Annotated in this window: 20 protein-coding genes and 5 tRNA genes; 1 reads left to right on the top strand and 24 read right to left on the bottom strand. The window is 33.7% G+C overall.

Annotated features, from left to right (window positions below):
* Positions 1-23: 23 nt before the first annotated feature.
* The 5 genes from ccoS to ABMY20_RS09110 all read right to left on the bottom strand — a co-directional run bounded on the left by ccoS (position 24) and on the right by ABMY20_RS09110 (position 5,507).
* Positions 24-188 carry a cbb3-type cytochrome oxidase assembly protein CcoS gene (gene ccoS / locus ABMY20_RS09130; protein ID WP_073184498.1) on the bottom strand — a complete coding sequence of 55 codons (165 nt, stop codon included), beginning with the start codon at positions 186-188 and terminating at the stop codon, positions 24-26.
* Between the two features lie 123 nt (positions 189-311).
* Complete coding sequence (hemN, locus tag ABMY20_RS09125; RefSeq protein ID WP_349265120.1) at positions 312-1,676, bottom strand: oxygen-independent coproporphyrinogen III oxidase; 1,365 nt, start codon at positions 1,674-1,676, stop codon at positions 312-314.
* A 50-nt stretch (positions 1,677-1,726) separates the two neighbouring features.
* On the bottom strand, positions 1,727-2,425 hold the full coding sequence (gene deoD, locus ABMY20_RS09120) for a purine-nucleoside phosphorylase (RefSeq protein ID WP_159613869.1): 699 nt from the start codon (positions 2,423-2,425) through the stop codon (positions 1,727-1,729).
* Between the two features lie 39 nt (positions 2,426-2,464).
* Positions 2,465-3,130: a deoxyribose-phosphate aldolase gene (gene deoC, locus ABMY20_RS09115; RefSeq protein ID WP_349265119.1), complete on the bottom strand. Its 666-nt coding sequence runs from the start codon at positions 3,128-3,130 to the stop codon at positions 2,465-2,467.
* Positions 3,131-3,134: 4 nt separating this feature from the next.
* Positions 3,135-5,507 carry a heavy metal translocating P-type ATPase metal-binding domain-containing protein gene (locus ABMY20_RS09110; protein WP_349265118.1) on the bottom strand — a complete coding sequence of 791 codons (2,373 nt, stop codon included), beginning with the start codon at positions 5,505-5,507 and terminating at the stop codon, positions 3,135-3,137.
* Between the two features lie 104 nt (positions 5,508-5,611).
* On the opposite strand from ABMY20_RS09110, the gene ABMY20_RS09105 reads away from it, so the two are divergent.
* Complete coding sequence (locus ABMY20_RS09105; protein ID WP_159493735.1) at positions 5,612-6,298, top strand: Crp/Fnr family transcriptional regulator; 687 nt, start codon at positions 5,612-5,614, stop codon at positions 6,296-6,298.
* A gap of 34 nt (positions 6,299-6,332) precedes the next feature.
* On the opposite strand, the gene ABMY20_RS09100 is transcribed toward ABMY20_RS09105, so the two are convergent.
* The 19 genes from ABMY20_RS09100 to ABMY20_RS09010 all read right to left on the bottom strand — a co-directional run bounded on the left by ABMY20_RS09100 (position 6,333) and on the right by ABMY20_RS09010 (position 22,886).
* Complete coding sequence (locus ABMY20_RS09100) at positions 6,333-6,644, bottom strand: DUF3467 domain-containing protein (protein WP_047790111.1); 312 nt, start codon at positions 6,642-6,644, stop codon at positions 6,333-6,335.
* Positions 6,645-6,736: 92 nt separating this feature from the next.
* Positions 6,737-11,011 carry a DNA-directed RNA polymerase subunit beta' gene (rpoC, locus tag ABMY20_RS09095; RefSeq protein WP_047790110.1) on the bottom strand — a complete coding sequence of 1,425 codons (4,275 nt, stop codon included), beginning with the start codon at positions 11,009-11,011 and terminating at the stop codon, positions 6,737-6,739.
* 98 nt (positions 11,012-11,109) lie between these two features.
* A complete protein-coding gene (rpoB, locus tag ABMY20_RS09090; protein WP_047790109.1) occupies positions 11,110-14,919 on the bottom strand; it encodes a DNA-directed RNA polymerase subunit beta in 3,810 nt (1,269 codons plus the stop codon).
* 239 nt (positions 14,920-15,158) lie between these two features.
* Entirely contained in the window at positions 15,159-15,533 is a 375-nt protein-coding gene (gene rplL / locus ABMY20_RS09085) for a 50S ribosomal protein L7/L12 (protein WP_047790108.1), read from the bottom strand.
* Between the two features lie 50 nt (positions 15,534-15,583).
* Positions 15,584-16,102 (bottom strand): 50S ribosomal protein L10, encoded by a 519-nt coding sequence (gene rplJ / locus ABMY20_RS09080; RefSeq protein ID WP_047790107.1) that lies wholly within the window; start codon positions 16,100-16,102, stop codon positions 15,584-15,586.
* A gap of 21 nt (positions 16,103-16,123) precedes the next feature.
* Positions 16,124-16,813 carry a 50S ribosomal protein L1 gene (gene rplA / locus ABMY20_RS09075; protein WP_047790106.1) on the bottom strand — a complete coding sequence of 230 codons (690 nt, stop codon included), beginning with the start codon at positions 16,811-16,813 and terminating at the stop codon, positions 16,124-16,126.
* Positions 16,814-16,833: 20 nt separating this feature from the next.
* Positions 16,834-17,271, bottom strand: a complete 438-nt coding sequence (gene rplK, locus ABMY20_RS09070) for a 50S ribosomal protein L11 (protein ID WP_047790105.1) — start codon at positions 17,269-17,271, stop codon at positions 16,834-16,836.
* Between the two features lie 64 nt (positions 17,272-17,335).
* Complete coding sequence (nusG, locus tag ABMY20_RS09065) at positions 17,336-17,884, bottom strand: transcription termination/antitermination protein NusG (protein WP_047790161.1); 549 nt, start codon at positions 17,882-17,884, stop codon at positions 17,336-17,338.
* Positions 17,885-17,886: 2 nt separating this feature from the next.
* Positions 17,887-18,078: a preprotein translocase subunit SecE gene (gene secE / locus ABMY20_RS09060; RefSeq protein ID WP_073184511.1), complete on the bottom strand. Its 192-nt coding sequence runs from the start codon at positions 18,076-18,078 to the stop codon at positions 17,887-17,889.
* A 52-nt stretch (positions 18,079-18,130) separates the two neighbouring features.
* A tRNA-Trp gene (locus ABMY20_RS09055) sits at positions 18,131-18,203 on the bottom strand.
* 58 nt (positions 18,204-18,261) lie between these two features.
* Positions 18,262-19,449, bottom strand: coding sequence for an elongation factor Tu (gene tuf / locus ABMY20_RS09050; RefSeq protein WP_047790103.1), 1,188 nt, complete (start codon positions 19,447-19,449; stop codon positions 18,262-18,264).
* Between the two features lie 75 nt (positions 19,450-19,524).
* A tRNA-Thr gene (locus ABMY20_RS09045) sits at positions 19,525-19,597 on the bottom strand.
* Positions 19,598-19,608: 11 nt separating this feature from the next.
* A tRNA-Gly gene (locus ABMY20_RS09040) sits at positions 19,609-19,681 on the bottom strand.
* Positions 19,682-19,702: 21 nt separating this feature from the next.
* A tRNA-Tyr gene (locus tag ABMY20_RS09035) sits at positions 19,703-19,785 on the bottom strand.
* A gap of 40 nt (positions 19,786-19,825) precedes the next feature.
* Positions 19,826-19,899: transfer RNA gene (locus ABMY20_RS09030), tRNA-Thr, on the bottom strand.
* 97 nt (positions 19,900-19,996) lie between these two features.
* Entirely contained in the window at positions 19,997-20,305 is a 309-nt protein-coding gene (gene raiA / locus ABMY20_RS09025; protein ID WP_047790102.1) for a ribosome-associated translation inhibitor RaiA, read from the bottom strand.
* Positions 20,306-20,319: 14 nt separating this feature from the next.
* Positions 20,320-21,207 carry a tyrosine-type recombinase/integrase gene (locus tag ABMY20_RS09020; RefSeq protein ID WP_349265117.1) on the bottom strand — a complete coding sequence of 296 codons (888 nt, stop codon included), beginning with the start codon at positions 21,205-21,207 and terminating at the stop codon, positions 20,320-20,322.
* An 82-nt stretch (positions 21,208-21,289) separates the two neighbouring features.
* Positions 21,290-21,487 (bottom strand): 30S ribosomal protein S21, encoded by a 198-nt coding sequence (gene rpsU, locus ABMY20_RS09015; RefSeq protein WP_028892869.1) that lies wholly within the window; start codon positions 21,485-21,487, stop codon positions 21,290-21,292.
* A 232-nt stretch (positions 21,488-21,719) separates the two neighbouring features.
* Positions 21,720-22,886, bottom strand: coding sequence for an acyl-CoA dehydrogenase family protein (locus ABMY20_RS09010; RefSeq protein WP_159493732.1), 1,167 nt, complete (start codon positions 22,884-22,886; stop codon positions 21,720-21,722).
* Positions 22,887-22,916 lie beyond the last annotated feature (30 nt).

Genomic DNA, 22,916 nt, shown 5'->3' with positions numbered 1-22,916 from the left:
AATTTAATATCTATTGTTAATTGTTAGTTCTTTGTTTCCTCTTTTACCAATTCATCATCAAACAACATGCGAACCGACGGCGTGTACGAATCATCGTACTGCCCTTTTTTTACTGAAACAATAAATGCTATAAAGAAAATAATAGCCACTAAAATACTTAGTGATAATAGTAAGTAAATAACGCTCATATCTTGCCTGATAATTATAGTTCAAAGATACTTGTGAAGATTCTCTTAAAATATGACTTTTGTCATGTTTCAAGTTTTTTACACAAAAAAACTCGAAGAAAAAATCTTCGAGTTATTTGTTGTTTAAATTGTCATTGAAAACAGTTGGGTTTCAGGTTGTTTTTTGTGTAACTTTTTATCAAATGCCATACAAATATTACGCACATAGGGTCTTGCCTTTTCTGGAACGGTTAACTTACTCCCTTTTATAGAAACCAAACCATCAGCCATCATTTCTTCTAATTTTTCTATATGTGTTTCTATATTTTCAATCTGTAACTGCTCTTCTTCCCACGAAGTGGAAAAGTGACACATGATATTTAAAATATGTTTTCTAATTTTTAAATCTTCTTCAGATAATATATGCCCTCTAAACACAGGGATTTCTCCTTCGTTTACAACGCTTTCATACTCTTTTACCGTTTTTACATTTTGTGCAAACCCGTACCAAGAATCAGATATTGACGACATTCCTAAACCAATCATTAATTGTGTTTTATTGGCGGTATACCCCATAAAATTACGATGCAACGTTTTCTTTTTTGTGGCTTCATATAAGCTATCAGTAGGTAATGCAAAATGATCCATTCCTATTTCTATGTAACCCATTTCTGCAAACAATTTCTTTCCTATTTCATACAACTCTCGCTTTTCTTCATTTTTTGGTAGGTCATCTTCATTAAATCCTCGCTGTCCAACTCCTTTTACCCACGGAACATGCGCATAACTATAAAACGAAATTCTATCAGGTTCTAGCTCTTTTGTTTTATTAATAGTATGAATTACATTTTCCTTGGTTTGAAACGGAAGTCCAAATACCAAATCGTGACTGATAGATGTATATCCTATTTCTTTTGCCCAATTATGTACGTTTTGAACATTTTCAAAAGGCTGAATTCGATGAATTGCTTCTTGTACTTTTGGATTGTAATCTTGCACTCCAAAACTTACTCGTGTAAATCCTAAGTCATACAAAGTTTGTAGGTGTTCTTTTGTGGTGTTGTTTGGATGCCCTTCAAAACTAAATTCATGATTGGGATGTTTTTCTGCGTTCATAAAAATCCCATCAATTAATCTTTTTAATTGTTTTTCTGAAAAGAATGTTGGAGTCCCTCCTCCTAAATGGATTTCTTTTATTATAGGTGTTTCATCTACCAAATTAACATATAGCTGCCATTCTTTTAAAACAGTTTCTATATACGGACCTTCCATTTCATGACGTTTTGTTATATGTTTATGGCATGCACAAAACGTACATAAACTCTCGCAAAATGGTAAGTGAATATATAAGCTAATTCCTTCTGATGAGTTACTTTCGATAAACGATTGTTTAAAAGTTTTAATCCATTTTTCTTTTGAGAAGCTATCATTCTCCCAATACGGAACGGTTGGATAACTTGTATATCTTGGTCCTGGAATATTATATTTTTGAATAAGTGAATTTTTCATATGTATTAAGTTAAAAATTGTGAGACCTCTCGACTACGCTCGAGGTGACATTAAGCCAATTCTAAAGCGATTTCAATCATTTCTTTAAAGGTTTGTTCTCTTTCTTCAGCGGTTGTTCTTTCTCCAGTAACTAAACTATCTGAAATGGTTAAAATTGACAGTGCATTTACTTTGTGTTTTGCTGCAACAGTATATAATCCATTTGTTTCCATCTCAACACAAAGCACCCCATAATCTGCCCACTTTTTATAGCTTTCAAATTCATCAGCATAAAACTCATCTGAACTTAAAATATTTCCTGATTTTAGCGGAATTCCTTTGTTTTTTGCTACATCAACTGCTTTTTGGAATAGTTCAAAACTTGCTGTCGGCGCATAGTCGGCTCCGTTGAAACGTATGGTATTTAATCCAGAATTTGTCGATGCTGCCATGGCTATAACAATATCTCTAATTTTTACATCTTCTTGATAAGAACCAGCTGAACCTACTCTTATTAAATTTTTAACTCCATACTCTGTAATTAATTCATGACAATAAATTAATGTGGAAGGAATTCCCATTCCAGTTCCTTGAACAGATATTCGCTTTCCTTGATACGTCCCTGTAAAACCTAGCATTCCACGAACATCATTGTAACACGTTGGATTTTCTAAAAATGTTTCTGCTATCCATTTTGCGCGCATAGGATCACCTGGTAATAAAACAGTTTCTGCTATTTCTCCTTTCTTTGCTTCTATATGTACGCTCATTATTTGTTCTTTTAGATTTTGAGTTATTAAAAACTTATTTTAATACTGATTCTTATCTGAAATACCACTCGTTACTAATGAAACACCTGACGAGGTTCCTAAACGAGTTACTCCCATTTCTATGTACCTCTTAGCTGTTTCAATATCTCTAATACCACCAGCTGCTTTTATCTGTGCTTTTCCATCTACAACACTATCCATTATCGCTACATCTTTAAAAGTAGCCCCTCCAGTACCAAAACCTGTAGATGTTTTTACAAAATCAGCCCCGGCTTCTACCGCTAATTGACTTGCTATTTTTATTTGTTCCTTAGATAGATAACAGTTTTCAAAAATTACTTTTAATATATTTTCTCCTATTTCTTCTTTAATCAACCGAATTTCTTTTTCTACATAATTTTCTTCACCATCTAACAACTTACCTATATTGATAACCATATCTATTTCAGAAGCTCCATTTTTTATACATTCTTTGGCTTCAAAAATTTTAGCTTTGGCAGTCATTCCTCCTAAAGGAAAACCTACTACAGCTGCTATTTTTACATCCGAACCTTTTAACTCTTTGGCTGCCAATTCTACATAACATCCATTTACACAAACTGCATAAAAGTTATGTTTTTTGGCCTCATTACACAGCTTTACTATATCTGCTTTAGTTGCTGTAGCTTTTAATAAAGTATGATCTATATATTTATTAATCTGCATCTTTTTATTTTATTTTTCTACCTAAAATATTGGTAGCTATTGTTGTAAATACTACTACACTAATTGAACTCAACGGCATTAAAATAGCTGCTATTACTGGCATCAACTCCCCCGTTACCGCAAAATAAAGTCCAACAACATTATACATTAAAGATAATAAAAAACAATACTTAATAATTTTTATCGCTTTTTGCGATGCTCTTATATAGTTTCCTATTTCACTAAACTTTGTGGCATCTAAAATAGCATCGCAAGCAGGTGAAAACACATTGATATTTTCCGATAAAGCTATTCCTACATTGCTTTGAGCTAACGCTCCTGCGTCATTTAATCCGTCACCAATCATCAATACACTTTTGTTTTTTTCTTGTAGTTCCTCTACATAATGTAGCTTATCTTGCGGTTTTTGATTGAATAAAAATGTTGTTTCTTTAGGTAATAACTCTTCTAAAAACTTCTTTTCCCCTTCATTATCTCCAGAAACTACAGATAATTCATATTTTTTATTTAAGCTTGAAAACAGGTTTTCAACTCCTTTTCTATAAGCATTTTTAAACACAAACTTTCCTTTATACTCTTCGTTAACACTAATATGAACCGAAGTATCAAAATTTAATCGTTCTTCTGCATTTTTTACAAAAGAAGACGAACCTATTTTTAATCTTGTTTGTTGATAACTTGTCTCAATTCCCTTTCCTACATATTCTTGGTAATTATCAACTGGTAACATTTCTTCTTCTAAAGAAGCATATAACATTCTACTTAGTGGATGATTTGAGGCTCTTAATGAGCTTTTTAATATCGCTTTTTGGAGTTTATTTAGATCTTCACCTTTATATGTTATCGTATTTTCTTTATTGGTGGTAAGCGTACCTGTTTTATCAAAAATAACTGAGTTTATAGCTGCTAATTGTTCTACTACTGTAGCATTCTTTAAATAAAATTTCTTTCTCCCAAAGATTCGTAGGATATTCCCTAAAGTAAACGGTGCTGCTAAGGCTATGGCACACGGACATGCAATAATTAGTACTGACGTAAATACGTTTAATGCTACACTTGAATCATAGTATAACCAAAATGCTGTAGACAAAAACGCTATTGACAATACGATGATGGTAAAATTCTTACTGATTTTATCAGTTAGCGTTTTAAACGATGAATTTTTATCTTTTTGAAATACATCATTACTCCACAACTGTGTTAAATAGCTTTGTGAAACCGAAGCTAGTACCTCCATCTCTATACTTCCTGACAGTTGCTTTCCTCCTGCAAATAATTTATCTCCTGACTTTTTATTTACAGGTACAGCCTCACCTGTAACAAAGCTGTAATCTATTTTCGCTTCTCCATTAATTAAAATTCCATCAACAGGAATTAATTCTTGGTTTCTAATTAATAGTCTGTCTCCTTTATTGACATCATAGATTTGCGTGTTTTCTTCTTTTTTATCCGTAGTTATTCTTGTTACTGCAATTGGGAAGTACGATTTGTAATCGCGTTCGAATGACAAGAAATTATAAGTTTTTTGTTGAAAAAACTTCCCTAGTAATAAGAAGAACACTAGCCCTGTTAAACTATCAAAAAAGCCTGTCCCTAAATCCAACATAATCTCTGCTGTACTACGTACAAATAGCACTAAAATTCCAAGAGCAATAGGAACATCAATGTTTAAAATTTTAGAGCGAATTCCTTTGTATGCTGAAATAAAATAATCAACTCCTGCATAAAACACTACAGGTAACGAAAATATAAACATTAACCAACGGAAGATTCCTTTGTATTGCTCTAACCAATATTCTGATACTTCAAAATACTCCGGAAATGATAAAAACATAACATTTCCAAAAGCAAAACCTGCTATTCCTAGTTTATAAATTAAACTACGGTCTACCTTCTTTTTCCCTACCTCATAATCTTCAAGGCTTATGTAAGGTTCATAACCAATAGAACTTAACAGTAATACTATTTCTTTAAGTGATGTTTTTTCGGAATTGTAAGTAATTCGTACTGTTTTCTTTGGGAAATTAACTTGAGATGAAGATACAAACTCTTGTAGTTTGTGTAAGTTTTCTAATACCCAAATACATGAACTACAATGTATATGTGGAATGTATAAATTTACCACTTGTACATTACCATCGTTAAACTCTAATAGTTTATCTACAATGGATTCATTATCCAAGAAATCATATTTTCCTTGTATCTCTTCAGGTATTGCTCCTGGGTTGTTTTGAAAATCGTAATAACAAGTTAAATCGTTCTCTGAAAAAATTTCATAAACCGTTTTGCATCCATTACAACAGAAAAATTTATCTTCTTTTGTAATTGTTTTTGTGTCGCACTCGTTACCACAATGAAAACATGTTGTGCTTTCCATATTTACTCTTTTGCCTAGTACAAATGTCGGATAACATCTCAAATTAAAACATGATAATTGTCAGGTTTTCCGTATATTTGAGTAGCAAAAAAAAGGGCATATCTATGAGCAAGTGTGAGCAATGTATCATCAGAGAATTTAATTCTTTAAAGGCTTTAACAAAAGATGAATTGATAAGAATAACAGGATGTAAAACGTCTAAAAAAATAAAAAAAGGAGAAGTTCTCTTTGATGAAGGCGAATACATAAATGGTGTTTTTTGTGTTAAAGACGGTGTTTGTAAAGTGTCTAAAATGAGTGATAATGGTAGAGACCAAATTATTCATTTAATAAAAAAAGGAGATATTTTAGGAGAGCGAAGTTTGATTAACAATGAAGCTTCCAATTTAAAAGCTATTGCCGTTAATGATATGGAAGTATGTTTTATTCCTAAAGAAGAAATTATTAGAGATTTAGAAAACAACTCTAACTTTTCTATGGACATTTTGAAAAAAATGGCCAATTCTTTAAAGAAAGCAGATGATATTATAGTAGATATGGCTCAAAAAACCGTAAAACAACGTTTAGCTGCTACTCTTTTACTTTTAGACTCTAAGTTTGACAAGAACGAAAATGGCTCTATAAATATTAATTTATCTCGAGAAGATATGGCTAATATTATTGGAACAGCAACGGAAAGTGCTATTCGTTTACTTTCAGAGTTTAAAAAGAAAAAACTAATTGATTTAAAGGGTAAAGAAATTTTTATAACCGATTTAAAAGCTTTAAAAGAGCTTTCGGAAGGTTTTTAAAACAAAAAAATCGTCTATATAGACGATTTTTTTTTTAAGCTTCCCCTGTGGTTCCACCAAAGTTCATTGGAATTGGTGGTTGCTCATAATCTTTTATTTCTCCATGTGCTTGTTCAAACTTACGAATATTATCTGCTAACGCTTTTGACAAACGTTTAGCGTGTTGTGGAGTTAAAATAATTCTTGATTTTACTTTTGCCTTAGGAACTCCTGGCATAATATTAATAAAATCTACTATAAACTCAGAAACTGAATGGTTTATAATAGCTAAATTACTATACGTTCCTTCTGCTATTTCTTGGTCTAGCTCTATATTTAATTGCGGCTCTTTCTTATTATCTTCCATAATTAAGTCTCTTAATATGTTTTAGTTAAAAAAATAAGGGTTTAGAGTTCTAAGAACTCTAAACCCTTGATATTATTTATAAATTTAAGTTTTTATAAACTTTGTTCAATCTCATCCTTAGGTCCAACTACGATATCTTCGTAAGCTCTCATTCCTGTACCTGCTGGTATACGTTTACCAACAATTACGTTTTCTTTTAATCCTTCTAAGGTATCAATTTTACCATTTACAGCGGCTTCATTTAATACTTTAGTTGTTTCCTGGAATGATGCAGCTGAGATAAATGACTTCGTTTGTAACGATGCTCTTGTAATACCTTGTAATACTTGCTCAGCTGTTGCTGGTTGAGCATCACGTGCTACTACTAAGTTTTTATCTTCTCTACGTAATAAAGAGTTTTCATCTCTTAATTGACGAGCTGAAACTATTTGTCCTGGTTTCAAGTTAGCAGAATCTCCTGAGTCTTCAACAACTTTCATTCCGTAAATAGCGTCATTTTCTTTGATGAAATCCGTTTTATGAACTAATTGATTTTCTAAGAATAAAGTATCTCCTGAATCAATAATTCTAACTTTACGCATCATTTGACGTACTACTACTTCAAAGTGCTTGTCGTTAATTTTTACCCCTTGTAAACGGTATACTTCTTGGATCTCGTTTACTAAGTATTCTTGAACTGCTGAAGGTCCTTTGATATTTAAGATATCAATAGGAGTAATTGCTCCATCAGATAATGGCATTCCTGCTTTGATAAAGTCGTTTTCTTGAACTAAGATTTGATTAGATAACTTAATTAAGTATTTCTTAATCTCTCCTGTTTTAGATTCGATAATAATTTCACGGTTACCACGCTTAATCTTACCAAATGACACAACTCCATCAATTTGTGCTACTACAGCTGGGTTAGAAGGGTTACGCGCTTCGAATAACTCAGTTACACGTGGTAAACCTCCTGTAATATCTCCTGCTTTACCAGACTTACGAGGAATCTTCACTAATGTTTTACCGGTTTCTACTTTATCTCCATCATTTACCATTAAATGAGCTCCTACAGGTAAACTATACGAACGTAAAGCATTACCATCAGCATCTTCAATAATTAATGAAGGAATGATTTTTTTATTCTTAGAATCTGTTATTACTTTTTCTTGGAATCCTGTTTGTTCATCGACTTCTACAGAATAGTTAATTCCTTGTTCTAAATTGTCGAACTTAACTTTACCTCCAAATTCAGAAACAATAACTCCGTTAAATGGATCCCATTGACATACTGCATCTCCTTTCTTGATCGTCTTTCTTTCTTTATCAAAGATAATAGAACCGTAAGGAATTATGTTAGTACTTAATACGATGCCTGTTTTCTTATCAGTAATTTTAATTTCTGCAGTACGAGAAATTACGATATCTACTTCTTCGCCTGCTGAATCTTTACCTTTTACAGTACGTAAGTCATCAATAGTTACAGAACCGTCGAATTTTGCGATTAACTTATTGTCTTCAGAAATGTTTCCTGCTACCCCTCCAACGTGGAATGTACGTAATGTTAACTGTGTACCTGGTTCTCCAATAGACTGTGCAGCAATTACACCAACTGCTTCACCTCTTTGAACTTTTTGACCTGTTGATAAACTTTGTCCGTAACATTTCTCACAAATTCCTCTTTCAGATTCACATGTTAATGCTGAACGAACTTCAACTTTATCTACGCCTGATGCTTCAATTTTGTCAGCTAAAATTGGAGTAATCAACTCTCCTGCTTCAACTAATAATTCATCTGTAGTTGGAGCATAAACATCATATAATGCTGTACGTCCTGAAATTCTTTCACTTAAAGGTTCAACGATTTCATCGTTTTTCTTTAAGGCAGAAACTTCTAATCCTCTTAATGTACCACAATCTTCTTCGTTTACGATAACATCTTGAGATACGTCTACTAAACGACGTGTTAAATATCCTGCATCGGCTGTTTTTAATGCGGTATCGGCAAGTCCTTTACGTGCACCGTGCGTGGAGATAAAGTATTCTAAAATTGATAACCCTTCTTTAAAGTTCGATAAAATTGGGTTTTCAATAATTTCTCCACCTCCTGCGGTCGATTTTTTAGGTTTTGCCATTAATCCACGCATACCAGTTAACTGACGAATCTGCTCTTTCGATCCACGTGCTCCAGAATCTAACATCATAAACACTGAGTTAAATCCTTGCTGGTCTTCACGTAAACGCTTCATAGATAATTCAGTTAATCGGTTGTTGGTAGATCCCCAAACATCAATTACCTGATTATAACGTTCTTTTTGCGTTAACATACCCATGTTATAATTCATAACAATTCCATCCACTTCTTCGTTCGCTTCAGCAATCATGGTATGTTTTTCTTCCGGAATAATGATATCTCCTAATGAGAAAGATAAACCACCTTGGAAGGCAAATTTATACCCCATTCCTTTGATATCATCTAAGAACTTACCTATTGATGGAATATCTGTTACTTTTAGGATATTACCAATAATTCCACGTAATGATTTCTTTGTTAATACCTCATTAATATACCCTGCTTGTTCAGGTACCACTTCGTTAAATAATACTCTACCAACAGTAGTTTCTATTAATTGAGTTACTAACTCACCATTCTCGTTAAAGTCTTTAGTTCTTACTTTTATTCCAGCATTTAAGTCTACTTGCTCCTCATTATAAGCAATAGTTACTTCTTCTGGAGAATAGAAAGTTAACCCTTCACCTTTAATAGGTACTTCTGGAGTTGACTTTCTTTCTTTTGTCATATAATATAACCCTAAAACCATATCCTGAGATGGTACCGTAATTGGTGCTCCATTTGCAGGGTTTAAAACATTATGAGAAGCTAACATTAATAACTGTGCTTCTAAAATTGCTTCTGGTCCTAATGGTAAGTGAACCGCCATTTGATCCCCATCAAAATCGGCATTAAATGCCGTACATACTAATGGGTGTAAACGAATTGCCTTTCCTTCAATTAATTTTGGTTGGAAAGCTTGAATACCTAAACGGTGTAAGGTAGGGGCACGGTTTAATAAAACAGGGTGTCCTTTAATTACATTTTCTAAGATATCCCAAACAACTGGTTCTTTTCTGTCAATTATTTTCTTTGCAGATTTAACTGTCTTAACAATTCCTCTTTCGATTAACTTACGAATAACGAAAGGTTTGTATAATTCAGCTGCCATATCTTTTGGCAATCCACATTCGTATAATTTTAATTCTGGTCCAACAACAATTACCGAACGTGCAGAGTAATCAACACGTTTACCTAATAAGTTTTGACGGAAACGTCCTTGCTTACCTTTTAAACTATCAGATAATGATTTTAATGGTCTGTTAGACTCTGTTTTTACAGCTGATGATTTACGTGTGTTATCAAATAATGAATCTACTGATTCTTGTAACATACGTTTTTCATTACGTAAAATTACTTCTGGTGCTTTAATTTCCATTAATCGTTTTAAACGATTGTTACGGATAATTACACGACGGTATAAATCATTTAAGTCAGAAGTAGCAAAACGACCTCCATCTAATGGTACTAATGGACGTAATTCTGGTGGAATAACCGGAATTACCTTCATAATCATCCATTCTGGATTGTTTTCTCTATTTTTTTGAGAATCTCTGAATGCTTCTACAACATTTAGACGCTTTAATGCTTCATTTTTACGTTGCTTAGAAGTTTCAGTGTTTGCTTTATGACGCAATTGATATGATAACTCGTCTAAATCGATTCTTTCTAATAAATCAATTAAACACTCTGCACCCATTTTAGCGATAAACTTATTAGGGTCAGAATCTTCTAAATACATATTTTCTTGTGGAAGCTCATCTACGATATCTAAGTATTCTTCCTCAGTTAAGAAGTCCATTTTTTGTAATGGTTCTCCTTCGGCATTCTTAGCAATACCTGGTTGAATTACTACGTAACGTTCGTAGTAAATAATCATATCTAACTTCTTAGATGGTAACCCTAAAAGGTATCCCATTTTGTTAGGTAATGATCTAAAGTACCAAATATGTGCAACTGGTACTACTAAGTTAATATGACCTACTCTATCTCTACGTACTTTTTTCTCAGTAACTTCAACACCACAACGGTCACAAACGATACCTTTATATCGAATTCTTTTATATTTACCACACGCACACTCATAGTCTTTTACAGGACCAAAGATACGCTCACAAAACAATCCATCTCTTTCTGGTTTGTGTGTACGGTAGTTTATAGTTTCTGGTTTTAACACCTCTCCTTTAGAAGCCTCTAAAATAGACTCAGGTGATGCTAAACCTATTGAAATTTTGTTAAACTTCTTAACAGTGTATTTTTCGTTTTTTCTTGCCATGATAATGGATTCGAATTAAAAATAAATGTCTTATAATAAGACTGATATTGAAAAAATGATTTGCCTCAGAGCTTACACTCTGAGACATTTCACTGTGATTATTCTTCTAATTTAACGTCTAATCCTAAACCTTTAAGTTCGTGCATTAATACGTTAAATGATTCTGGTAAACCTGGTTCTGGCATTGCTTCTCCTTTAACGATAGACTCGTAAGTTTTTGCTCTACCTAATACATCATCAGACTTAACAGTTAAGATTTCTCGTAAGATACTTGATGCACCATATGCTTCAAGTGCCCATACCTCCATCTCACCAAAACGCTGACCTCCAAACTGTGCTTTACCTCCTAATGGTTGCTGAGTAATTAATGAGTAAGGTCCAATAGAACGCGCGTGCATCTTATCTTCAATCATGTGACCTAACTTAATCATATAAATTACTCCTACCGTTGCAGGCTGATCGAAACGTTTACCTGTACCTCCATCATATAAATATGTGTGTCCGTAACGTGGTATTCCTGCTTCATCAGTTAAAGCATTGATTTGATCAATTTTTGCACCATCAAAAATTGGTGTTGCATACTTTTGACCTAATTTTTGACCTGCCCATCCAAGAACAGTTTCATAAATCTGACCAATGTTCATACGAGATGGTACCCCTAATGGGTTTAATACGATATCTACTGGTGTTCCGTCTTCTAAGAAAGGCATATCTTCTTGACGTACAATACGTGCAACAATACCTTTGTTTCCGTGACGTCCTGCCATCTTATCCCCTACTTTTAACTTACGCTTCTTAGCTACGTAAATTTTAGCAAGTTTTAAGATACCAGCTGGTAATTCGTCTCCTACAGAGATTGTAAATTTCTCACGACGTAAAACTCCTTGTAGGTCGTTTACTTTAATCTTGTAATTGTGAACTAATTCTACAACTAATTGATTTAAGTCTTTATCAGTAGTCCAAGTTCCACTTAAATGTGTAAAGTCTTCTACAGAGTTTAACATTTTTTGTGTAAACTTTTTACCTTTTGGCAATACTTCTTCTCCTAAGTCGTTATACACTCCTTGAGAAGTTTTTCCTGATACTAAGTTGAATAACTTTTCAACTAAAACATCTTTTAATTCTTCAAATTTAGACACATAAGATGCTTCTAAAGCTGCTATTGCTTCTTTATCACGAGCACGCTTATTCTTATCTTTTACTGCGCGTTTGAATAATTTTTTGTTAATTACAACTCCTCTTAATGATGGAGACGCTTTTAATGATGCATCTTTTACATCTCCTGCTTTATCACCAAAGATAGCACGTAATAACTTTTCTTCTGGAGTAGGGTCAGATTCTCCTTTTGGTGTAATTTTACCAATTAAAATATCACCAGGATTTACTTCTGCTCCAATACGAATCATTCCATTTTCATCTAAGTCTTTTGTAGCCTCTTCAGAAACATTAGGAATATCGTTTGTTAATTCTTCAGCTCCTAATTTAGTATCACGAACATCTAATGAATATTCATCAATATGAATAGAAGTAAAGATATCTTCACGAACTACTTTTTCAGAAATCACAATCGCATCCTCAAAGTTATACCCTTTCCAAGGCATAAAGGCTACTTTCATGTTTCTACCTAAAGCTAATTCTCCTTTTTGTGTTGCATATCCTTCACAAAGTACTTGACCTTCTTCAACTCTATCACCTACTTTTACAATCGGTTTTAAGTTGATATTAGTACCTTGGTTTGTTTTTCTAAACTTAATTAAGTCGTACGACACTTCATCAGAATCAAAGCTAACCATGCGCTCTTCTTCTGTCCTATCGTACTTAATTGTTATTTTATTGGCGTCTACATATTCTACAACTCCTGCTCCTTCAGCATTGATTAAGATACGAGAATCTTTTGCTACTCTACGTTCTAAACCAGTACCAACAATTGGAGACTCTGGACGTAATAATGGAACTGCTTGACGCATCATGTTCGATCCCATCAATGCACGGTTCGCATCATCATGCTCTAAGAAAGGAATTAATGATGCCGAAATCGAAGCAATTTGATTAGGAGCAACGTCCATATAATTAATTGCTTCAGGGTTTTCCACTGGAAAATCTCCTTCTTCACGTGCAATAACTCTTTCGCTCTCTATTTTACCATCATTTGCTACTGGTAAATTAGATTGAGCAATTTTCATTCCTTCTTCTTCTTCTGCTGATAAATAAATTGGTTCTTCAGAAGAGACTGAACCATTATCTACCTTTTTGTATGGGGTTTCAATGAATCCCATATTATTTACTTTAGCATAAACCGCTAAAGAAGAAATAAGTCCAATGTTTGGTCCTTCAGGTGTTTCAATCGGACATAAACGACCATAATGCGTATAGTGAACGTCACGAACCTCGAAACCTGCTCTTTCACGTGATAAACCTCCAGGTCCTAAAGCTGATAAACGACGCTTATGAGTAATCTCTGCTAATGGATTTGTTTGATCCATAAATTGAGATAACTGGTTGGTACCAAAGAAAGAGTTAATTACTGAAGATAATGTCTTAGCGTTAATTAAGTCGATTGGAGTAAACACCTCATTATCACGAACATTCATTCTCTCACGAATAGTACGTGCCATACGAGCTAAACCTACACCAAATTGACCTGCTAATTGCTCACCAACAGTTCTAACACGACGATTAGATAAGTGATCGATATCATCTACTTCAGCCTTTGAATTGATTAATTCAATTAAGTACTTAATGATTGTAATGATATCATTCTTAGTTAATACTTTTTGATCTAAATCTTCATTTAACTGAAGTTTAGTATTCATTCTAAAACGTCCTACTTCACCTAAACTATAACGTTGCTCTGAGAAGAATAATTTTTCAATAATACCTCTTGCAGTTTCCTCATCTGGCGGTTCAGCATTACGTAATTGTCTATATACATGCTCTACAGCTTCCTTTTCAGAGTTTGTAGGGTCTTTTTGTAATGTATTGTGAATGATGGCATAATCTGCTTGCTGATTGTCTTCTTTATGTAACAAGACTGTTTTTGCACCTGCTTCAATTATTTCATCAATATGTTCTTTTTCTATAATAGTATCACGGTCGAAAATGATTTCGTTACGCTCAATAGAGACAACTTCTCCTGTATCTTCATCTACGAAATCTTCATGCCAAGTTTTTAATACTCTTGCTGCTAATTTACGCCCTAATACTTTCTTTAATCCAGCTTTAGAAACTTTTACTTCTTCAGCTAAATCAAAAATCTCTAAAATATCTTTATCTCTTTCAAAACCTATGGCTCTGAATAACGTTGTTACTGGTAATTTTTTCTTTCTATCAATATAAGCATACATTACTTGATTGATATCGGTAGCAAATTCAATCCAAGAACCTTTGAATGGAATTACTCTTGCAGAGTATAACTTGGTTCCATTAGCGTGGAAAGATTGCCCAAAGAATACACCTGGTGAACGGTGTAATTGTGACACTACAACTCTTTCTGCACCATTAATAATAAAGGTACCAGAGTTTGTCATATAAGGAATTGTACCTAAATACACATCTTGAACGATTGTTTCGAAATCTTCGTGTTCTGGGTCAGTACAATATAATTTTAAACGTGCTTTTAGAGGTACACTGTGAGTTAATCCACGCTCGATACATTCTTGAATGCTATACCTTGGAGGATCTACAAAGTAGTCTAAAAATTCTAATACAAATTGATTACGTGTATCTGTAATCGGGAAGTTATCCATGAAAGTTTTATACAAACCTTCTTCTCCTCGCTCTTCAGCTTTAGTTTGCAATTGGAAGAAATCTTGAAAAGACTTCACCTGAATATCTAAAAAGTCTGGATAATCAGCTCCTAACTGCGATGACGCGAAGTTAATTCTTTCAGTAGTATTTATCGTTGCCAAAAGAGATGCTATTTTTAATTAAAAATATTATTTTTGAAACTTAATTGTTTCAATACTGCAATTTTAATTGCTCTTACTGATTAAAAATCAGCACTTTATAATCGTAAATTCACAAATACAAAAAATGTGAAAAATAAAGAACGAATATATACACAAAATGGTTTAGGCCTAAAAACATGAGTCTTTAGTACCTAAACCTTTATTGTTTTTTCCCGTTTTCTATAATTCGGGAGTATAGCTTACTTAAGCTCTACCTCAGCTCCTGCTTCTTCTAAAGACTTTTTAAGACCTTCAGCCTCATCTTTAGATACACCTTCTTTGATTGGTGCTGGTGCGCTATCTACAATACCTTTAGCTTCTTTTAATCCTAATCCAGTTAATTCTTTAACTAATTTTACAACTGCTAATTTAGATCCTCCAGCTGCTTTTAAGATTACATCAAACTCAGTTTTCTCTTCTGCTGCATCTCCACCACCTGCTGCTGGTCCTGCTACTGCTACTGCTGCTGCTGCTGGCTCAATACCATACTCTTCTTTTAAAATATCAGCTAATTCATTAACTTCTTTTACTGTTAAGTTAACTAATTGTTCTGCGAAATCTTTTAAATCTGCCATTTTAATTGTTTTTTAAAAATTTTATTTATTTAGTTTATTAGTGCGCGAAATTATTTTTCTGATAATGTCTTTAAGATACCTGATAATTTACCTCCACCTGACTGTAATGCTGAAACAACATTCTTAGCAGGAGATTGTAATAAGGTAATAATATCTCCAATAAGTTCTTCTCTAGATTTGATGTTTACAAGAGCATCTAATTGGTCATCTCCAATATAAACTGCCTCTTCTACATACGCTCCTTTTAATAAAGGACGATCTTTTGATTTTTTTCTGAACTCTTTGATAACTTTTGCTGGTGCATTTGCTGCTTCAGCAATTAACATTGAAGTGTTACCTTTTAATACCTCTGGTAATTCTCCGAAATCTTTATCAGAAGCTTCCATTGCTTTTGAAAGCAATGTGTTTTTAACAACAGCCAATTGTACGTTCGCTTTAAAACATGCTCTACGTAAGTTAGATGTAGTAGCTGCATCTAAACCAGAAATATCTGCTAAATAGATCGTGCTAGTATCTGCTAATTGTGCTGTTAAATCTTGTATTACTTGTGATTTTTCCTCTCTAGTCATAATTAAAAAGTTTTAACTGCCTTACGATACTGTTTTAACATCTACAGCTACACTAGGACTCATAGTAGAAGACATAAAAATACTTTTAATATAAGTTCCTTTAGCCGCTGTTGGCTTTAATTTAATTAATGTTTGAATTAACTCGTTTGCATTTTCTTCAATCTTAGCAGCATCAAAAGATGCTTTTCCGATTGCAGCATGTACAATACCAGTTTTATCTACTTTAAAGTCAATTTTACCTGCTTTTACTTCTTGTACTGCTTTTGCAACATCCATAGTTACTGTACCAGTTTTAGGGTTAGGCATTAATCCACGAGGACCTAATACACGTCCTAAAGGACCTAATTTACCCATAACGCTTGGCATAGTAATAATAACGTCAACATCAGTCCAACCACCTTTAATTTTTTGAAGGTATTCATCTAATCCAACGTAATCAGCACCAGCTTCTTTAGCTTCCGCTTCTTTATCTGGAGTAACTAATGCTAAAACTTTTACATCTTTACCAGTTCCGTGAGGTAATGTTACAACACCACGAACCATTTGATTAGCTTTACGAGGATCTACTCCTAAACGTACTGCTAAGTCTACAGATGCGTCAAACTTTACATTTGTAATCTCTTTAACTAATGCTGATGCATCTTGTAAGCTATAAACTTTAGAGCTATCTACTTTAGCACGAGCTTCTTTTTGCTTTCTAGTAATTGCCATTTCTAAATATCTTTTAAAGTTTAAGCAGGTGCATCACCTGTTACTGTTAATCCCATAGAACGAGCTGTTCCAGCAATCATTCTCATTGCAGACTCTACTTCAAAGGCATTCATATCTACCATTTTGTCTTCTGCAATTCCACGAATTTGATCCCAAGAAACGCTTGCTACTTTTTTCCTATTAGGTTCTCCTGAACCTTTCTTAATTTTGGCCGCTTCTAATAATTGTACTGCAGCTGGTGGAGTTTTTACAACAAACTCAAATGATTTGTCTGTATAAACTGTAATAACAACAGGTAATACTTTACCTTGTTTGTCCTGTGTACGAGCATTAAACTGCTTACAGAACTCCATGATGTTAACACCGGCAGCACCTAAAGCGGGTCCAACTGGTGGCGACGGATTCGCTGCACCTCCCCTAACTTGTAGTTTAACTAATTTACTTACTTCTTTTGCCATTGTTTAAGATTTAACGATGTGTTTAAATTGGAAGCTTAAACCCATCAAAATATAGGTGTAACAATTATATTTTCTCTACTTGCATATAGTTTAACTCTAATGGTGTTTTTCTTCCGAAAATCTTTACCATTACTTCTAACTTACGCTTTTCTTCATTTACCTTTTCAACAGTTCCATCGAATCCATTGAAAGGTCCATCAATTACTTTTACAGTTTCTCCAACCGAATAAGGAATTGCGATATTTTCATCTTTAACAGAAAGTTCATCAACTTTCCCTAACATTCTGTTTACTTCTGATTTACGCATTGGTACGGGATCTCCTCCTTTTGTTTCACCTAAAAAACCAATAACTCCTGTTACTGATTTAATTACGTGAGGAACTTCCCCTGCTAAATTAGCCTCAACCATCACATAACCAGGAAAGTAAACTCTTTCTCTGTTTATTTTCTTTCCGTTTCTTACTTGAATAACTTTTTCTGTAGGAACAATTACTTGGTTCACAAAATCAGACAACCCATGACGAGCAATTTCAGTCTCAATGTAAGTTTTCACTTTATTTTCTTGACCTCCAATAGCTCTTACCACATACCACTTCATCACCGAATCAGCCATCATTAAAACATTTTAAAGAAGTTATCTAACCCTGTTTGAAAAACCTTATCTATCCCCGCTACAGCTAAAGCAAATACAATTGTAAATGCTGCAACTACTACAGTAGACTTTTGAGCTTCTTCACGAGAAATCCAAGTCATGTTGGTATTTAATTCTTCAAAAGAATCTTTAATGTATTGTATAAAGTTACTCATATTTTATCCTTTTAACGAGTTGCAGTTTTCACCACAACTCGTTTTAGTTTTGCACGGGTTGAGAGGCTCGAACTCCCGACACCTGGTTTTGGAGACCAGTGCTCTACCAACTGAGCTAAACCCGTATTTTAAAGGAGTCTCTCTTTAAAAAGAGACTCCTTATACTTTATTATTAAACTATAATTAGTCTAAGATTTCAGTTACCTGACCAGCTCCTACTGTTCTACCTCCCTCACGGATTGCGAACTGTAAACCTGTGTTTAATGCGATAGGTTGGATTAAGTCAACAGTAATAGTTAAGTTATCACCTGGCATTACCATTTCAACTCCTTCTGGTAAGTTAATGTTACCTGTTACGTCAGTTGTACGTACGTAGAACTGTGGACGGTAGTTGTTGTGAAATGGAGTGTGACGTCCACCTTCTTCTTTCTTTAAGATATACACCTCAGCTTTAAACTTAGCGTGTGGAGTAATAGAACCTGGCTTACAGATTACCATTCCTCTCTTAATTTGAGTCTTTTCAATACCTCTTAATAAGATACCCGCGTTATCTCCTGCCTCACCTCTATCTAAGATTTGACGGAACATCTCGATACCAGTTACAGTAGATGTTAATTTTTCATCTCCCATACCGATAATCTCAACAGGGTCTCCTGTATTAATGATACCAGTTTCGATACGTCCAGTTGCTACTGTACCACGACCAGTAATAGAGAATACATCCTCGATTGGCATTAAGAAATCTTTTTCAGTATCTCTTGGTGGCTCTTCGATCCAAGTATCAACAGCTTCCATTAACTCTAATACTGTATCAACCCACTTTTGCTCTCCGTTTAATGCACCTAAAGCAGAACCAGAAACTACAGGACCATTATCTCCATCATACTCATAGAAAGATAATAAATCTCTCACTTCCATTTCTACTAACTCTAATAACTCTTCGTCATCAACCATATCAACTTTGTTTAAGAAAACAACGATACGTGGAATACCTACCTGACGACCTAATAAGATGTGCTCACGAGTTTGTGGCATTGGACCATCAGTAGCAGCTACTACTAAGATAGCTCCATCCATTTGTGCAGCACCAGTTACCATGTTCTTTACGTAATCGGCGTGACCTGGACAGTCAACGTGCGCGTAGTGACGGTTAGCTGTTGCATACTCTACGTGAGAAGAGTTAATTGTGATACCTCTTTCTTTTTCTTCTGGAGCGTTATCGATTTGATCAAAAGCTCTCTGCTCAGAAAATCCAGCATCTGCTAATACTTTAGTAATTGCAGCAGTTAAAGTAGTTTTACCGTGATCTACGTGACCAATAGTACCTACGTTTAAGTGCGGTTTCGAACGATCATAAGTTCCTTTTGCCATGATTATTAATTTTAATTCTTAGTTAAATATATTTAGTGTTATTTTTAAACTCTTGTCAAATAAACTCTAAAATAGAGCCAACAACGGGATTTGAACCCGTGACCTCATCCCTACCAAGGATGCGCTCTACCAACTGAGCTATGTCGGCAACGAATTTAGAGCGGGAGACCAGGTTCGAACTGGCGACATTCAGCTTGGAAGGCTGACGCTCTACCAACTGAGCTACTCCCGCAATAAAATTTCATTAAGATAGTGGGGAGAGCAGGATTCGAACCTGCGAAGTCGTAAGACAACGGAGTTACAGTCCGTCCCATTTGGCCGCTCTGGAATCTCCCCTAAACCTTAAATAATATTTTAATGAACTTTTATTTTTTAGAGCCGATGGAGGGACTCGAACCCACGACCTGCTGATTACAAATCAGCTGCTCTAGCCAGCTGAGCTACATCGGCTTTTGTTATAAAAAAACAATCCGCTATTTCTAACGGACTGCAAATGTAAAAAGTAATTTTTAATTTTTAAAACTTTTTTAATTATTTTTTATCGTTTTTATGAGACTAAGGCATCCTTTGATTTTTCTTTTGATTTTTGCAACTGTCTTTTTAAAGATTCTACAGACACACTAATACCTTCCTCAAAGGTCTTAGTTTGCTTTTTCACCATTAATTCGCTTCCTGGTATATTAATTTTTACTTCAGTTATTTTATTCTCCTTTTCACTCGTTTTTTGCACTTTTAAAAACACTTCTGCATCAACGATCTTATCATGAAACTTCTCTAATCCTCCTATTTTTTTCTCAATGAAGTCTATTAATTTTTGGTCTGCTGAGAAATTTACTGATTGTGTGAATACCTTCATAATTCTTCGATCTTTTAATTTGACCCTCTAGGGTGAGTCTTGTTATACACTTTTTTTATTTGCTCCAAGCTATTGTGCGTATAAACTTGGGTAGAGGCTAAACTTGAATGCCCTAGTAATTCTTTAACCGAATTTAACGACGCACCGTTGTTAAGTAAATGTGTAGCAAAAGCATGCCTTAATATATGTGGACTTTTTTTTGCTTTTGTTGACACTCTACTAAAGTACAAATTTATTATTCGGTAAACAAGGGTTTCATAAATTTTAACGCCTTTTTTAGTCACTAAAAGCACCTCTAAATCTACATCCTCAATTCCTCTTTTTTGTCTTAAATATTCTTGTAAAGTTTTATACACTGACGGCAAGATCGTTACATACCTTTCTTTATTTCTTTTTCCTAATACTTTTATTGTTCTACTAGTATGATCTATATCTTTTTCTTTAATATTTATTAACTCAATCCTTCTCATTCCAGTTGAATACAACATTTCCACAATCAATCTATCTCTTACTGATTCAAAATCAGATCTCTCTTTTATTAGTTTTAAAACTTCTTCTACTTCATTTTGATCAAAGGGAGTTTGTATTTTTTTTTGAACTTTTAGCGCCTTATGATTTGAAAGCGGATTCACTGTTACTTCCCCTATTTTTTGCAGAAACTTATAAAAGGTCTTTAAAGAGCTTACTTTTCTATTTACGCTTCTATTTGATATATTATCATTTACCAAACTAACAATCCATGTTCTAATTTGGTTATAATGAATACTCTCTAAATCCTCTTGATCAAACTCAACCTCACAAAAATCTTTAAACGCTATTAAATCCGTTTTATATGCTTGAATTGTGTTTTTTGAATACTTTTTCTCAAACTCTAAATACTCTAAAAAAGCTTTTATTAGCATTATCTATCTTATTTATTAATTGAAGATACAAAAAAAACCTGTATTGATATCAATACAGGTTTTTCACTTTTTAGGATGATTACTATCCTACTTCTTCTTGAGTTCTTAATCTCTGAACATAAGATGCTTTAATCATTTGAGCTCGTTTTGCCACAGATGGCTTAGTAAACTGCTTTCTGTTACGTAATTGCTTCATCGTTTTTGTACGATCAAATTTACGTTTATAACGTTTTAACGCTCTATCGATATTCTCTCCTTCTTTAACTGGAATGATTAACATATTTTTGCACCTCCTTTCATCGTAGTTTCTATATCTTTAAAAATTGACAACGTTCAGTATATCAATCAATTATACTAATTTATTTCATTTTTGGACGGCAAAGATACAAAGTATTCTTTAAAAACACTATTTTATTTCTTTTTAGTTTAAAAATGAGGCAAATAAAAATCCTGCTTTCACAGGATTTTTACTTAAATATTTATCAAGAATCATTTTTACAAAATAGGAGGCATTAGGTAGCTGGTCTATATTCTTTCTTATCTATTACCATTTTTGCAATAATTTCTTTCAATATTTCTGAAGTACCTCCCCCTATCGGTCCTAATCGACTGTCACGTAATAAACGTGCCATTGGATACTCTTCCATATAACCATAACCTCCTAGTAACTGTAAAGCATCGTATATAACCTCATCTGCCATTTTAGTAGACAATAGCTTACTCATACTTGCTTCTTTTACCACATAAATACCATCATTTAATCGTTTTGCAATGGAATAGTTATATTCTCTACACATATCTACTCTACTGGCCATTTCTGCTACTTTATGACGTAAAGCTTGAAATTTATCTAATGTTTTTCCAAAAGCTTCACGTTCACTCATATATTGTACTACATAATCAACAGCATATTCCGCACGCGCATGAGCATTGATTCCCATTACTAATCTTTCTAAAGCAAAGTGTTGCATTATATATGGAAATCCTTTTCCTTCTTCTCCCATTAAGTTTTCAGCAGGTATTACCACATTATCAAAAGCTATTTCAGCAGTGTCTGAAGCTCTCCATCCTAATTTATCTAACTTAGTTGACGATATTCCTGGAGTATCTCTATCAACTATAAAAATACTCATTCCTTTATGTTTATCATCAGGGTTAGTTTTAGCTGCTACTACTAAGTAATCAGAATATACTCCATTTGTGATAAACGTTTTAGATCCATTAATCACATATGAATCTCCTTTTTTTATTGCTGTAGTACGCATTCCTGCTACATCACTTCCTCCAAAAGGTTCTGTAATACATAAACACCCTATTTTATCTCCTTCTATACTTGGTGTTAAATATTCATTCTTAATTCGATCATCTCCTTCTTTATTTACATGTGTCATTGCTAAATAAGCATGTGCCCACATATTAGCTGCAAAACCTCCTGAGTTTATTTTTTGTAGTTCTTCTAAAAAAATAACTGTATAAAAAAGATCTAAACCTAATCCTCCATATTCTTCAGGTTGATTTAAACCAAAGTATCCCATTTCACCGAACTTCTTCCAGATAAAACGCTCTACCGTACCTTCTTTCTCCCATTTATCTATATGAGGAACTACCTCTTTTTGTAAAAAATCTCTAAAACTCTGACGAAAGGCTTCATGCTCTTCGGTAAAGTACATACTATTCATAGTGGTTTGTTTATTAAATTTTGTTGCTTG

The sequence above is a fragment of the Tenacibaculum sp. SSH1-16 genome, from assembly GCF_040104435.1.
In the GTDB taxonomy this organism is placed as follows: Bacteria; Bacteroidota; Bacteroidia; order Flavobacteriales; family Flavobacteriaceae; genus Polaribacter; species Polaribacter mesophilus.
This window is presented reverse-complemented; position numbering and strand designations above follow the sequence as displayed.

Bases quoted from the DNA above. Each gene is read 5' to 3' on its own strand.
- ccoS (WP_073184498.1), bottom strand. From the start codon at position 188: ATGAGCGTTATTTACTTACTATTATCACTAAGTATTTTAGTGGCTATT.
- hemN (WP_349265120.1), bottom strand. From the start codon at position 1,676: ATGAAAAATTCACTTATTCAAAAATATAATATTCCAGGACCAAGATAT.
- deoD (WP_159613869.1), bottom strand. From the start codon at position 2,425: ATGAGCGTACATATAGAAGCAAAGAAAGGAGAAATAGCAGAAACTGTT.
- deoC (WP_349265119.1), bottom strand. From the start codon at position 3,130: ATGCAGATTAATAAATATATAGATCATACTTTATTAAAAGCTACAGCA.
- ABMY20_RS09110 (WP_349265118.1), bottom strand. From the start codon at position 5,507: ATGGAAAGCACAACATGTTTTCATTGTGGTAACGAGTGCGACACAAAA.
- ABMY20_RS09105 (WP_159493735.1), top strand. From the start codon at position 5,612: ATGAGCAAGTGTGAGCAATGTATCATCAGAGAATTTAATTCTTTAAAG.
- ABMY20_RS09100 (WP_047790111.1), bottom strand. From the start codon at position 6,644: ATGGAAGATAATAAGAAAGAGCCGCAATTAAATATAGAGCTAGACCAA.
- rpoC (WP_047790110.1), bottom strand. From the start codon at position 11,011: ATGGCAAGAAAAAACGAAAAATACACTGTTAAGAAGTTTAACAAAATT.
- rplL (WP_047790108.1), bottom strand. From the start codon at position 15,533: ATGGCAGATTTAAAAGATTTCGCAGAACAATTAGTTAACTTAACAGTA.
- rplJ (WP_047790107.1), bottom strand. From the start codon at position 16,102: ATGACTAGAGAGGAAAAATCACAAGTAATACAAGATTTAACAGCACAA.
- rplA (WP_047790106.1), bottom strand. From the start codon at position 16,813: ATGGCAATTACTAGAAAGCAAAAAGAAGCTCGTGCTAAAGTAGATAGC.
- rplK (WP_047790105.1), bottom strand. From the start codon at position 17,271: ATGGCAAAAGAAGTAAGTAAATTAGTTAAACTACAAGTTAGGGGAGGT.
- nusG (WP_047790161.1), bottom strand. From the start codon at position 17,884: ATGGCTGATTCGGTGATGAAGTGGTATGTGGTAAGAGCTATTGGAGGT.
- secE (WP_073184511.1), bottom strand. From the start codon at position 18,078: ATGAGTAACTTTATACAATACATTAAAGATTCTTTTGAAGAATTAAAT.
- tuf (WP_047790103.1), bottom strand. From the start codon at position 19,449: ATGGCAAAAGGAACTTATGATCGTTCGAAACCGCACTTAAACGTAGGT.
- raiA (WP_047790102.1), bottom strand. From the start codon at position 20,305: ATGAAGGTATTCACACAATCAGTAAATTTCTCAGCAGACCAAAAATTA.
- ABMY20_RS09020 (WP_349265117.1), bottom strand. From the start codon at position 21,207: ATGCTAATAAAAGCTTTTTTAGAGTATTTAGAGTTTGAGAAAAAGTAT.
- rpsU (WP_028892869.1), bottom strand. From the start codon at position 21,487: ATGTTAATCATTCCAGTTAAAGAAGGAGAGAATATCGATAGAGCGTTA.
- ABMY20_RS09010 (WP_159493732.1), bottom strand. From the start codon at position 22,886: ATGAATAGTATGTACTTTACCGAAGAGCATGAAGCCTTTCGTCAGAGT.